Below are 13709 nucleotides of genomic sequence, written 5' to 3' on the forward strand. Positions count from 1 at the left end.
TTGTTTAATTTTTTCTGATTTCTCCTTCTTTCACAATAAGTGTTTCATCAGTGATTTCTTCTTCTAAATCCCATTTAAAAGCAGTTTCTTCTGTAAGATGGATAATAAAATTGTAAATATTTTTTGCAAATAACTCGCTAGCATTTGTAGAAACACTTTCTGGAGCAATATTGGTTCCTATAACTTTTACACCATTTTTAACTACGGTTTTATTAAGTTTACTCACCTCGCAATTGCCTCCTTGTGCAGCTGCCAAATCAATGATTACCGCGCCATTCTTCATTTGTAAAACTTGTTCTTCGGTTATTAGAACTGGGGCTTTTCTTCCTGGTATATTAGCGGTAGTCACCACTAAATCTGCTTGAAATAACGATTTATTAACAGCTTCTTTTTGTTTACGTGCATAATCTTCTGAGGCTTCTTTTGCATAACCGCCTTCAGACTCTTCCCCTTCATTATCAACCAAAATAAATTTAGCTCCTAAAGATTCTGCTTGTTCTTTAGTTTCTGTACGAATATCAGTGGCTTCAACAACTGCACCTAAGCGTTTGGCTGTTGCAATAGCTTGTAAACCTGCAACGCCAACACCATAAATAAGCACTTTTGATGGTGTAATGGTACCTGCGGCAGTCATCATTAATGGAAATATTTTAGTCATTTCATAGGCTCCCAAAATAACAGCCTTATACCCAGCTAAGTTATTTTGTGAACTTAAAACATCCATATCTTGTGCCCTAGAAATCCTAGGAATGGCGTCAAGTGAAAAGGCCGTTGCTCCCTTTGACGCAATAGCTTTTATAAGTTCTGGATTTGATTTATGATATAACTGACTTATTAAAATCTGCCCTTTATCAATAAGTTTTAAATCTTCTTCATCAAAAGGGTTAATTTTTAAAAGTATCTGTGCTTCTTTAAACACGACACCCCTTTTTTCTACAGATACGCCTACATCTTTATAATCTGAATTTTTATAAGAAGAATTTGATCCGGCATCTTCTTCAATAATAATTTTAAATCCTTTATCAATAAGTTGTTTGGAAATGTTTGGTGATAATGAAACCCGCTTTTCCCCTTTTTGGGTTTCCTTAAGTATACCTATTTTCATGATGATTGATACGTTTAAGGAAGCAAATATATCCAAAAGCGGGTCAAGAGAATAGTCATGGTGTTTACTTTTACGAATAGTGTAGCATTCAATTAAATTCGTTGAAAAGACAATAAAAATAATAGGCAAATGTCAAATTACTTCAATCCTTCAAAATGATTTGTACCTTCATATTTAAGTTGATTAGAACTATACTTAATGAATATGACCTTATTTCTTGTATAGTGCATTCAAAATTAAACCTAAAATGATTAAAGCTATACCTAATAAACTCCATAAAGTATAAACTTCACTAAAAATGAAAACTCCAAATAATACCGTGAAGATGACTTCTAAATATTTTAACGGTGCCACTTGGTTTGTTGCAGCTACCTGAAAAGCTTTTGTCATATATACTTGTCCGAAGTAACCAAATACACCTAAGCTGAATAATAAAAACCATTCTGTGCCAACTGGGTTTGTCCAATTATTTATTGCGAATACACCCCCAACTATTGTAGAAATAACCATAAAATAGTTAACCACAACTACTGGGTGATCCCCCTTCCCTATTTTACTAATAATAATATAAACCAAACCACTAAAAATAGCTGAAATAAATATCAGTAATAGTCCTAAAGCACTTAGTTCTGTATCAAATCCTTTTAAAACCAATACGCCTATAAATGCCATAGTAAAAAACAGCCATTGTAATTGTTTTATGTTTTCTTTTAATAAAAACACAGCAAAAACAGCGGCAAAAATTGGCGCCATATATCGTAAAGAAACCGCCGTACCAATAGGTAAATATTTAGTTGACATAAAAAATAACGCCATAGAAGTAACCCCAACAAAACCTCTTAAAACCAAGAGTTTTTTATTATTGCCTAAAAGAGGAATATTGTTTTTTAGAAGAAAACCGAATGTAAAAAAAAGTGTACTTACCGATCTAAAAAAAACAATCTGAAATGCATTTATATGCATTAAATGTTTAACAATACCATTCATGCAAGCAAATGCCATGGTACTAATAATCATGAATTTAATTGCAGATTTAACGTCCAATACTTCTTGGTTTTAAAACACGCTTTGTATTTATAAAATAAACGCCTGTGAGTAAGACAACTGCAGCTATTATGGATTGAAGTGAAATGTGTTCATTTAATACCCACCAACCTAAAATCAATGCAATGATTGGATTTACGTAAGTGGATGTGGCGACTTTTTCTGGAGACACTTCTTTTAACAAGTAGTTAAATGCAGTAAATGCAATAATGCTACCAAATATAATTAGGGCAAGCATAGACCATTGTACATTGCTTGTCCAAGATGTTGGATTGGTCCAAGTTTCACCAAGGCATAAGCTTACAATACCTAGCATGATTCCGCCTGTAAGCATTTGATAGCCTGTATTTACAAAAAAGTTAGCAGGTAAATTTGCCTTTCCAACAAATATGCTAGCATAGGCCCAGCTTATCATACATATAAAAATGGTAATCATTCCAACAAGTTGACCATCTTGACTAACTAACTCTTTCTGACTTACTAATAGATAAATACCAATAAACCCCAAAATAACACCAATATAAGACATGGCTGGTATTTTTTTTCCTTGTAGAATACGCATTAAAATAAGCACAACTAATGGCTGTGCAGAAATTTCTAGAGCGGTTAGACCACTATCTACATACTTAAGAGCCCATACTACGACACCATTACCAAAAGTTAAAAATAAAAAGCCTGCAATGGCTGTATTTTTAAGCTGTTTTTTGGTAATAGAAATATCTATTTTTAAAATCTTAGCTATTATAAATATGATTATACTAGCAATTACAAATCGGATAGATGCTAAAAAAAAAGGTGGTAATTCTGTTACTGCAATTTTATTTAGTAAGTATGTAGAACCCCAAATAACATAAATTGCAAAAAAGGCTAAAATGATAAGAACCGTTTTGCGCGATGCACTCATAAATAGCCTTTTTGTTATGAACCTCTAGAACTTAAATACTAGAAGATATTATATTTTCTTTACTCTTACAGCATTCATGCCTTTTTGTCCACGCTCTAACTCGTAAGTAACCTTATCATTTTCTTCAATAGGTTCAAGTGTTCCGCTAATATGAACAAAGTATTTTTCTTGATTAATGCTGTCTATAATAAAACCAAAACCTTTTGAGTGGTCAAAGAAAGATACTTTTCCTTCTTTGTTTGCTGGCTCCTCTTCTTCTCTATCTTCTTTCTTTGGAATGCCTAATTCAATGCTTTCTGCTTCTACTTTTTCACGCATTGCTGGGTCTGGTGGTGTATCTGTTAAATTTCCGTTGAAATCTACATAAGCAAACTGAATACCTTGTGGGTTTTCTTTAGCTTCAGCTCTTCGAGCCTCTTTTCTTTTTTGCTTTTCTTCTCTTTTCTTTAAGCGTTTTTTTTCTTTTTCAATTTTGTTAAATGTGACTTGTGATTTTGCCATAGTTTAAATAATCCTACTGGGTTTTTTTGTGTTAATATGTTGTAAAGATACGGCTAATATTTATGATGCTATAATAATAGACGTATTAATAGCCTTTTCGCAAGATAATCAGTTTAAAACATAAAATAATGTTCCTTATAAGAAAGTAAGCTAATATTTATGTATTAGAACTATTTTTAACCATAATTAATCCTCAGGCGGATACCCATGAATCTGTTCAAAAACCTCATCAAAATTAGAACGCAAATACGAGTTGAGTTTTTTTCTATAATCCCCTTTTAACCAATCCACAAAATTATAGGTGCTTTTGCTAATACATTTTGTATAACGCTGGATTCTAAAATCAATATCATCACCTAGCATTTTAGCTAAAGCCAATGCATCATAGACATCTTCACTATTTTCTATACAAATTTTCCCATGCTGTTCTATAGAACGTTCCAAAACAACTTTTGAAGATTCGCCATTTCTAATAGAATCCACGTATGTTTTTTGAATGTCGAAATGGACATCTTCAGATTTTGAAAATTCTGCACGCAACGCATCGGGCATTTCATACCTAAAATTACTCTCCAATTCGTCATCTGTTAAAATAGAATCTAGATAATAAGTAGGGGATTTAAAAATACGTTGCCAATCTAAACCATCGCCCCAAGGGCCAAATCGATGAAAATTGTTTCCTAAATCTATAACGGAAAATGTTTTCTTGTCTTTTAAAATACGAGAACCACGACCTATCATTTGGTAATATAAGGTCAATGATTTTGTTGCTCTATTTAGAATAATACTATCTACTGTTGGTTCATCAAATCCAGTAGTTAAAATACTTACCGAAGTTAAAATGGCATTAGGCGTTTCTTTAAACCATTTTAATATCATGGCACGCTCTTTTTTGGTATTGGTATTATCTAAATGTGCTACGGCATAACCTGCTCGCCTAAACGTATCATAAACGTGCAAAGAGGTATTAATACCATTATTAAAAATTAATGTCTTCTTGCCTTTGGAACGTTCTTCGTAAGCCTGTAAAAGTTTAGATAACATATCGTTATCTGTATATAAATCTTCTGAAGATTTAACAGTATAGTCACCATTTGCTCCAACTACCAATGAGGTTAATCCAACATTATAAGTAAACATTTCGGCACGTGCTAAAAAGCCATTTTCAATGAGCGATTCTATACTCTCTCCAACAATTAGTTCATCGTAATTATCGGTCATGGGTAATTCAATACTTGAGCTTAACGGTGTTGCGGTAACTCCTAAAATAAACGATTGGCTAAAAAATTTGAATAATTTTGTAAAGGAGTTATAATGGGCTTCATCAATAATAACCAAACCTATGTCTGATATATCTAATTTATCATCGTTAAGCCTGTTATTAAGTGTTTCTACCATGGCCACAAAACAACTATATTCTGCTTGATCACTTAAATCGGCTTTACTGTCGACCACTTTGTTATGCACTCCAAACTCTGTAAGCATATTAGAGGTTTGTTTACATAACTCAATACGATGTGTCATGACTAACACCTTCTTTTTGTGGTGCTTTAAGTATTGTCTAACTATTTCAGAAAAAATGACGGTTTTACCACCACCTGTTGGTAACTGATATAATAAATGGTAGTCTTCTGGTGATTCTTCAAAAGCAGTAAAAATTTTATCTATGGCGCCTTTTTGGTAGCTATATAAATCTTTACCTGCTTTTCTTTCTTCTAATTCTAGAGTTGATATTTTGGACATACTTTTAGTTTTCAGACGTGCAAAAATAACACCTTTAAAGGGTTTTTTAAGCATGTTTATTATGAAAATTTTAAAGGAATTAAACTAAACGTTAATTTTAAATTTGTTTCTTTTTATATTGTGGCATGAAAATAAATGAAAACTCCAAATTAGAAAGTTATCTAGCACATGACGCTAGATACGATTCAATGACCTATAACCGCTCTGGAAAAAGTGGTGTGCAATTACCTGCATTGTCTATTGGGTTATGGCACAATTTTGGTTTTGTTGATGACATTAATAACGGAAGAGCCATTTTAAGGACAGCTTTTGACTTAGGAATTACACATTTTGATTTAGCAAATAACTACGGTCCACCTGCAGGCTCTGCTGAAAAGAACTTTGGAACTATATTTAAACAAGATTTTAAGTCTTACAGAGATGAGTTATTTATAGCAACAAAAGCAGGTTATGGTATGTGGCCAGGACCTTATGGCGACTTTGGATCTAGAAAATATTTAATATCAAGTTTGGATCAGAGTTTAAAGCGTATGGGTTTAGATTATGTTGATATTTTCTATCATCACAGACCAGACCCAGATACCCCCTTAGAGGAAACCATGGGAGCATTGGCAGATATTGTTAGACAGGGAAAAGCCTTATATGTTGGCATATCAAATTATCAGCCTGCTGAAACTGAAAAAGCTGCTAAAATGCTTAAAAGCATGAATGTTCCCTTTATTTTACATCAAGCTAGTTATTCTATGTTTAATCGTTGGGTTGAAAATGGTCTTTTAGACACACTACAAAATAATGGTTTGGGCTGTATTGCATTTTCGCCTTTAGCTCAAGGTATGCTTACCGACAAATATTTAAAGGGTATTCCAAAAGATTCTCGAGCTGGTGGTGATTCGGTTTTTTTAAACGCAAATACGGTGAATAATCATATTGAAAAAATTCAAAAGCTAAATACTCTTGCACAAGAGCGTGGTCATAAACTATCGCAAATGGCCATTGCTTGGATTTTAAGGCAACAACAAGTGGCATCGGTACTCATTGGAGCAAGTTCTGCAAATCAACTAAAAGAAAATGCAAAGGCATTAAATTGTTTAGAATTTAGTGATACCGAATTGAAATTGATTGATAAAATTATTTCTTAATACAAAATTATTTCACAAACTTTTTTTCTGTAGAATTGCCTAATTCATCAGTAATTAAAAGTATATACATTCCTTTTGACAAATTTTCTACATGAATTGAATTAGAGCTTGTCATACTTTTTGAAATTTTTAACTTTCCTAGTAAATCAAAAACTTCAACTTTATAATTTTTCAGATTTTGTGAAGAAGAAATTAATAATTCATCCACTACAGGATTTGGATATATTGAGAATGATAAATTAGAATACTTATTAAATGTTGATAATGTATTAAAGTAATATTCAATATAATCTCCGTTAGTTGCAGTTATTTTCAAAATTCTAGGTATATTAAGATTTCCTTCTGTTATTTCATAATCAAAGACTTTAGGTTCATTATTATTAGTATAAAATTGGTAAAAAAGCATATCAATTTCCCTAGTATCAATTCCAGTAACGTATTCTATTGTATCACACCCACCCAAAGTACTTCCCAAGCCAAAAAAAGTAATTGTTGAATTTTCTAAATCAATTTCAAAATCGCCAAACCATGTATCACAAATCCAAGTATCAAATCTTCTTTGACCGTCGTTAGTAGTTCTAAAATTAGATATCATTGGATTTCCACTAACGTTTAATGGTCTATTATGATTTTCTGAATTAATGTTTAAGTTAATTAAATACCAATTACCATCATCAATATCTGGTGATTGACAAAATATATTTAAAGAAATAGCTAATAGAAATAACGAAAAAGCATATTTCATAAATAAAAAATATTGTTCATTTACAGTAATTAAAAGATTACTCTTTTACGATAATAATAGTCACTTTTACGCCTTTTGAAAGCGACCATATTTTTCCGGTAATAACAGAACTCCACTGATCTACAATTTTATATTGAGCAGTATTTGGAAGCAAACTCCCTTCGTTAATGGCATAAAATTCAATTTTATTTAAACCTTCTTTAAGCTGTAATCTAAAACCTTTAAATCCTCCACTTAAATAAACATTAGACTTAATAACATCATCATCAACTAAAATATTTAATAAATCACCATCTATACGCCCATAATCCCTATAACTTATATCTATATATTCAGATTTAGTGTAATAGTCTCCCCAATAAGCGTCTTCTTTTAAGCCGCCATTAGAACCATAGCCTTCTGGTAAAAGTTGTTTTTCTATTTTATCTAACTTTTTAGTATGCAATTCTCCAGGGTTTCCAAACTCTTCGTCTGGAAACATTGAAAAGTCTTTTTTAGGTAATTCAAGATTAGTAGATGTTTTCCTATTTATTCCAAAAGCTTTATTGTTAGCAGAAATGGGCTTTGATGGTCTTAAAGGCACTATATCTGAGGAATCTTTTGGACTTTCTATAGCTGGAATTGAAAAGGATTTCTTTTCATTATCAATCTGAGCATAGCTGGATAACGAAAACAGAAAAATCACAAAATATAAAACATAAGGTTTCATTAGTATTAATATGCGTTTACAATTTGGTTTAATAGTTATGATAACAAATTTTAAATTCATTTGGTATTAGATGTTTCAAAGCTATTATTTTATCTGAAAACAATCTAAGTATCATCCATTATTTAATATGTGTTTAACAATAACCATTCCTAAAACACACAATAATATTAAAAAGTATGCTTTTATACCTCTCAGTTTGTACAAAATATGTTAAAATATGTTAATTTACTACTTTGTTATGCATAGTACTGTAACGTTTTTGATTTATGGTCGTCTATCTAGTATAACCAAATAAATAATATTAAATTATTAATCAATTAAAAAACAATAAACATGAGAACTTTAAACAACAATCAATTAACAGGAACATTAAATGGCACTAAAAGTAACCATTGGAATAACAAGAGACGTTATAGATAATTAACAACTCAGTAGTATCAAACAACAGTTCAGATATTTAAATTACTAAACAATAGCACTTTAAAAGATATTTGCACAACAAAACAACATGAATCAATTATTCAATCAAAAAACGAAAATTATGAGAACTTTAAACAACAATCAATTAACAGCAACTTTAAATAGTACAAAAAGCAACCATTGGAACAGTAAAAGACGTTATAGATAGATAACTTTTTTAAACAAAACAAAAATTTTTCATCAATCAATTAAATCAAAAAAAAATGAACACAATCAAAACATTAGCATTAGCTATATTAATTACATTTAGCAGCCAAGTTTCGGCAAATACTAGTAGCCCAATAAAAGATCTTAAAACAGATTATATAAGTATTAACAATTCTGCAAAAGAGTTAAAACTAGTATCGGAACAAATCAAAAGCTTATTAAAAAATTCAGAAATAACGGTTTACGATGACATTATAGTGAATATAAAATTCAAATTAAACCAAAATAATAAAATTATTGTTATTTCGAATGATTCTAAAAATCATGAAATCTCTAAATTTATTAAAACAAGATTGAATTTAAAAAAGCTGTCGGTTAGTAAAGAAAGCAACTATAAGTTTTATGCTATTCCTGTAAAATTTGTATCAACAGTAGATTAATAGCAATTTATTAACACCAATGGACATTAAAAGGCGTTATAAAAAGTAACGCCTTTTAAATAAAAACCCTTTCATCAACAAGTTTTGAACTTTTAGACAGAAAGGTGTTGAATTAAATTCAATATTAATTTTTAATCAAAGAAAATGAAATCAATCATTAAAATATCAAGACACTTAAATAGCATTACTCAAGAAAATTTATTGACTAATAAACGTATTATAAATTTTCAATCTTCAAACAACTGTACTTGGAAAGGTACTAAGCGTTACGCGCACTAATCCGCTAGCCTAATGGTTATAGTTTTGTTTTTGTGAATGATAATTTGTATTAATATTTAAAACGATAATCATGAGGCATTCAAAACTAATTCCCAAGGTGAATGTGGGGTCTATGGCTGATATTGCATTTTTATTACTTATTTTCTTTTGGTGACCACAATGGATAAACAGAATATTTACTGCTGAATGTCCTACCGGAGATTGCTATAGCATAAAACATAAACGCTCTATTTAGTCTGTTATTATTAATAATGGTGATGATTCATGCAGTTATTGTAACCTCAAAAAAAAAAATCTTCAGACCTTCTAAAAGATGTTGTAATAGCTTTACAGAATGAAAACAAACGACTTATATACAATTTGTTGCGGTACAAAATGAATTAACAAAGGCCTACTATGAATTGCGTCAAACCTATGATTTGAATGTGATTTGCAAAGCATGTTCTAAATAATTGTACTTAAAATAAAACAAGTAAAAGCTGCTTGTCCATTTATTCTAAGCGAAGCAGAAACAAAATAAATTAGTCGTTTTTAAACTATTTCTAGGATTAGCTTAAGGGAACTCAATTGTAATTTTCCTTAGGAATACCATAATCTATACACACTCTTTTTCTACCCCATTGTTTTGCTGCTTTAATATCTTCACCCATGTAAACATCAATACTTTTGATCCATCTAGAATGCATTTTGTCATTAACGATATATATGCCTTCAAGTCCTTCTATCTTAATTGGGATATTATGTCTCAAGCCTAACCGAAGTAAATCCCTTGAAACTGCAACACACTTAAGACCTGGTTTTAAACTATCTCCAAAAGCAGTAATGCTTGGATTGGAATCCGTTTGTTCAATAACCGCATTATAAGCTGTGGCTGTAACGTACAAGGAATCCCAAATATAGTCGGCTTCTATATTAGGCTCCGTTTTTTTACAACCAAAAATCACGATTAGAAAGAGTACTAAAAGTCTCAAAATGTTAGATTATAATAGTTTTATTAGTAGTTAAGCACTTCCTTTAAAGCATCTTCAAACTTGTTTTTTGACAAATATTGGTCTTCCAGTTGTTTAGCAAAAGGAATTGGTGTTTCCATACTGGCAACCCTTTTAACGGGAGCATCTAAATATTCAAAACAATGTTCCATAATTAAGGCTGAAACATCACTTGCAATACCTCCAAACAATGAATCTTCTTGGAGAATTATGGCTTTTCCTGTTTTTCTAACCGATTTAAAAATGGTTTCGGTATCTAAAGGTTGAAGGGTCCTTAAATCAATAACATCTGCTGAAACTTTAGGTGTAGCATCCAAAGTTTCTAATGCCCAATGTATTGCTGCACCATAGCTTATAACAGTTATATCGTGACCTGCTTTTAGTATTGAAGCTTTTCCAAAAGGCAATGTGTAATAATCTGTTGGAACATCTTGACGAATACTTCGGTATAAGCCTTTATGTTCAAAAAACAAAACTGGGTTTGGATCGTTTATTGCTGTTGCTAATAAGCCTTTCGCATCATAAGGAAAAGCTGGGTAAACCACTTTTAAACCTGGGGTTTTGGTAAACCAAGCTTCGTTAGTTTGCGAATGAAACGGTCCCGCAGCAACACCACCTCCACAGGGCATTCTAATAACTACATCGGCATTTTGATTCCATCTATAATGTGACTTAGCCAAATAGTTGACCACGGGATTAAATCCAGATGTTACAAAATCCGAAAATTGCATTTCAACAACACTCTTTATGCCCGCAATAGATAATCCCATAGCGGTTTCAACAATAGCCGACTCGCAAATTGGTGTATTTCGTATTCTATCTTTCCCAAATTGCTCCACAAAACCATCTGTTATTTTAAAAGCGCCACCGTATTCTGCTATATCTTGCCCCATAATAATCAAGTCATTATGTTGCTCCAGACTTTGCCTTAAACCTTGAGAAATAGCATCAATAAATCTAATTTCATTTAAATTTGAATTATTGTTAATGTCTTGATATTCAAACTTTTTAAATACATCATTTAATTCTATGGTTTTATATGGTATAATGGCTTCTTCATTAAAAGCAACGTCTAGATGTTCGTTAATTTCGCTTACAATAGCAGCTTTTATAGAGACTTCATCTTCTTCATTTAAAATATTAATTTCTTTTAAATAAGCTTGAAAATTCATTAAGGGATCTTTCATAGCCCAATTATCCATAAGCTCTTGTGGAACATATTTTGTACCACTGGCTTCCTCATGACCACGCATTCTAAAGGTTTTAAATTCTAATAGAATCGGTCTAGGATTATTTCGAATACTTTCAGCTAGTGCTCTAACTGTACTATACACATCAATAATATTATTACCATCAATAATATGAGATTCCATACCATAACCTAATCCCCTATCTGCAATATCATTACAGTTATATTGTTCGCTGGTAGGTGTTGATAATCCGTATCCATTATTTTCAACACAAAATAAAACAGGTAATTGCCATACTGATGCTACATTTAATGCCTCATGGAAATCACCTTCACTAGTACCACCCTCACCAGTAAAAACAGCAGTAACTTTATTTTTATGTTTTAATTTGGAAGCTAATGCAATCCCGTCAGCAACACCCAATTGTGGACCTAAATGCGAAATCATACCCACAATCTTATAGTGCTGTGTGCCGAAATGAAATGATCTGTCGCGCCCCTTAGTAAACCCTGATGCTTTACCTTGCCATTGTGCAAATAATCTATAGAGTGGAATATTTCTAGTCGTAAAAACACCAAGATTTCTATGCATTGGTAATATATATTCGTCGTCATGTAAAGCCATGGTTACACCAACTGCAATAGCTTCTTGTCCAATACCAGAAAACCATTTACTTATTTTTCCTTGACGTAAAAGAATAAGCATTTTCTCCTCTATCAATCTGGGTCTTAGCATATTCCTGTATAATGCTAATAATTTATCTGTATCTAGATCTTTTGTAGTGTATGTCATGCAGACTGAAGCTTTTGTAGTTTTCATAAAAATAGCATCATTTCATTATCAAATATACCATAAAAAGTAAATATTAATTAAAAATTTACACAAATCTCAATTAGTAAAACTTTACAATGTTTTTGTACATTTGTAATACGTACATTTCTAAACAAAAAATGACATGAATAGCATACCAAGTGTTAATTTAAAAGATTTCATTTCTAACGACCCTATTAGAAAACAAAACTTTGTAAATGCTATAGGAAAAGCTTATGAAGACATTGGTTTTGTAGCACTTAAAGGTCATTTTTTAGATGATACTTTAGTTAATAATCTATATGATGAAGTTAAAAACTTTTTTAGCCTAGACACAGAAACTAAACGCAAATATGAAATCCCAGGTATTGGAGGGCAACGTGGCTATGTATCTTTTGGGAAAGAAAGTGCTAAAGGTAAAAAAGAAGGTGACTTAAAAGAGTTTTGGCACTTTGGGCAGTATGTGGAAGATGATGAAAAACTAAAACAAGAATACCCAGAAAATGTTATTGTCAATGAGTTGCCTGAGTTTAATAAAATAGGGAAAGAAACCTATAGAATGCTTGAAAAAACAGCAAAGTATGTTCTACGAGCTTTAGCCTTACATTTAGATTTAAAAGAAACCTATTTTGATGAATATATATATAATGGAAATTCTATTCTAAGACCTATACACTACCCGCCTATTACAGAAGAGCCTAAAGAAGCCGTTCGTGCTGCAGCACATGGCGATATTAATTTAATTACCCTTTTAATGGGAGCTCAAGGTCGTGGATTACAAGTTCAAAATCATAAAGGTGAATGGCTTGATGCTATTGCTGAACCTGATGAACTTATGATTAATGTAGGCGATATGTTGTCAAGACACACTAATAATAGACTAAAATCTACCATACATCGTGTTATAAACCCACCTAAGGAACTTTGGGGAACATCACGCTATTCTATACCGTTTTTTATGCACCCAATTAGCGATATGAAATTAGATGTTTTAGAAAGCTGTATAGACGATAATAGTCCAAAAGCCTTTGATGACATTACAGCAGGCGAATTTTTAAATGAACGTTTAATAGAATTAGGACTTAAAAAAGAATAAGTTTTGCGGTATCAGTTTGTATTAAACTAAACTGAGACTGCGACTGTAAACTAAATAGATGGATTTACAAGACCAGTTAAAAAATTTATTCCCAGATCATGTTGAAGAAGAAACGCCTTCTGAAACCAATGGTGCTCTGGGTATTTGGATGCAAGAAGATCCTATAATTTGCAAATATGAAAAACGAAAAGGTAAACCCATAACCATTCTTGAAGGTTATACTGGTGCAACGGAAGATTTTAAAATACTATCAAAAGAAATTAAAACCAAACTCAGTGTAGGAGGTAGTTTTAAAGATGATAAAATTATTATTCAAGGGGATTACCGTGATAAAATAATGCAGATGCTTAAAGATAAAGGATTTAATGTAAAACGTGTAGGTGGATAA

General features: G+C 31.5%; 14 protein-coding genes. 5 read left to right on the plus strand and 9 right to left on the minus strand.

The annotated features are described in order from the left end of the window. Positions 1 to 4: 4 nt before the first annotated feature. The 5 genes from ABD941_RS13005 to ABD941_RS13025 form a co-directional block, all read right to left on the minus strand. Positions 5 to 1105, minus strand: coding sequence for a Re/Si-specific NAD(P)(+) transhydrogenase subunit alpha (locus tag ABD941_RS13005; RefSeq protein ID WP_345274577.1), 1101 nt, complete (start codon positions 1103 to 1105; stop codon positions 5 to 7). 210 nt (positions 1106 to 1315) lie between these two features. After that, entirely contained in the window at positions 1316 to 2122 is an 807-nt protein-coding gene (locus tag ABD941_RS13010) for a DMT family transporter (RefSeq protein ID WP_345274578.1), read from the minus strand. Between the two features lie 16 nt (positions 2123 to 2138). Further along, positions 2139 to 3053 (minus strand): EamA family transporter, encoded by a 915-nt coding sequence (locus ABD941_RS13015; protein ID WP_345274579.1) that lies wholly within the window; start codon positions 3051 to 3053, stop codon positions 2139 to 2141. Between the two features lie 48 nt (positions 3054 to 3101). After that, the gene (locus ABD941_RS13020; protein ID WP_345274580.1) at positions 3102 to 3554 is read right to left on the minus strand and encodes a cold-shock protein; all 453 of its coding nucleotides are present in this window, start codon (positions 3552 to 3554) and stop codon (positions 3102 to 3104) included. A gap of 186 nt (positions 3555 to 3740) precedes the next feature. Beyond that, positions 3741 to 5297: a DEAD/DEAH box helicase gene (locus ABD941_RS13025; RefSeq protein ID WP_345274581.1), complete on the minus strand. Its 1557-nt coding sequence runs from the start codon at positions 5295 to 5297 to the stop codon at positions 3741 to 3743. A gap of 125 nt (positions 5298 to 5422) precedes the next feature. On the opposite strand from ABD941_RS13025, the gene mgrA reads away from it, so the two are divergent. Continuing rightward, positions 5423 to 6436 (plus strand): L-glyceraldehyde 3-phosphate reductase, encoded by a 1014-nt coding sequence (gene mgrA / locus ABD941_RS13030; protein ID WP_345274582.1) that lies wholly within the window; start codon positions 5423 to 5425, stop codon positions 6434 to 6436. 7 nt (positions 6437 to 6443) lie between these two features. Here mgrA and ABD941_RS13035 read toward each other — a convergent pair whose 3' ends face one another. Beyond that, the gene (locus ABD941_RS13035) at positions 6444 to 7181 is read right to left on the minus strand and encodes a T9SS type A sorting domain-containing protein (protein WP_345274583.1); all 738 of its coding nucleotides are present in this window, start codon (positions 7179 to 7181) and stop codon (positions 6444 to 6446) included. Between the two features lie 37 nt (positions 7182 to 7218). Beyond that, the gene (locus ABD941_RS13040; protein ID WP_345274584.1) at positions 7219 to 7950 is read right to left on the minus strand and encodes a hypothetical protein; all 732 of its coding nucleotides are present in this window, start codon (positions 7948 to 7950) and stop codon (positions 7219 to 7221) included. A gap of 623 nt (positions 7951 to 8573) precedes the next feature. Between ABD941_RS13040 and ABD941_RS13045 the strand changes: the two genes are divergently transcribed. Then, positions 8574 to 8957: a hypothetical protein gene (locus tag ABD941_RS13045; RefSeq protein WP_345274585.1), complete on the plus strand. Its 384-nt coding sequence runs from the start codon at positions 8574 to 8576 to the stop codon at positions 8955 to 8957. Between the two features lie 144 nt (positions 8958 to 9101). After that, positions 9102 to 9236 (plus strand): hypothetical protein, encoded by a 135-nt coding sequence (locus tag ABD941_RS13050; RefSeq protein WP_345274586.1) that lies wholly within the window; start codon positions 9102 to 9104, stop codon positions 9234 to 9236. A 563-nt stretch (positions 9237 to 9799) separates the two neighbouring features. Here ABD941_RS13050 and ABD941_RS13055 read toward each other — a convergent pair. Beyond that, entirely contained in the window at positions 9800 to 10207 is a 408-nt protein-coding gene (locus ABD941_RS13055; protein ID WP_345274587.1) for a 3D domain-containing protein, read from the minus strand. Between the two features lie 23 nt (positions 10208 to 10230). Beyond that, the gene (locus ABD941_RS13060; protein ID WP_345274588.1) at positions 10231 to 12207 is read right to left on the minus strand and encodes an alpha-ketoacid dehydrogenase subunit alpha/beta; all 1977 of its coding nucleotides are present in this window, start codon (positions 12205 to 12207) and stop codon (positions 10231 to 10233) included. A gap of 163 nt (positions 12208 to 12370) precedes the next feature. Here ABD941_RS13060 and ABD941_RS13065 point away from each other — a divergent pair, with 163 nt between their 5' ends. Both ABD941_RS13065 and ABD941_RS13070 read left to right on the plus strand, forming a co-directional pair. After that, positions 12371 to 13321 (plus strand): isopenicillin N synthase family dioxygenase, encoded by a 951-nt coding sequence (locus tag ABD941_RS13065; protein ID WP_345274589.1) that lies wholly within the window; start codon positions 12371 to 12373, stop codon positions 13319 to 13321. 58 nt (positions 13322 to 13379) lie between these two features. After that, positions 13380 to 13709 carry a translation initiation factor gene (locus ABD941_RS13070; RefSeq protein ID WP_345274590.1) on the plus strand — a complete coding sequence of 110 codons (330 nt, stop codon included), beginning with the start codon at positions 13380 to 13382 and terminating at the stop codon, positions 13707 to 13709.

Source organism: Flaviramulus aquimarinus (assembly GCF_039543205.1).
Lineage (GTDB): Bacteria > Bacteroidota > Bacteroidia > Flavobacteriales > Flavobacteriaceae > Flaviramulus_B > Flaviramulus_B aquimarinus.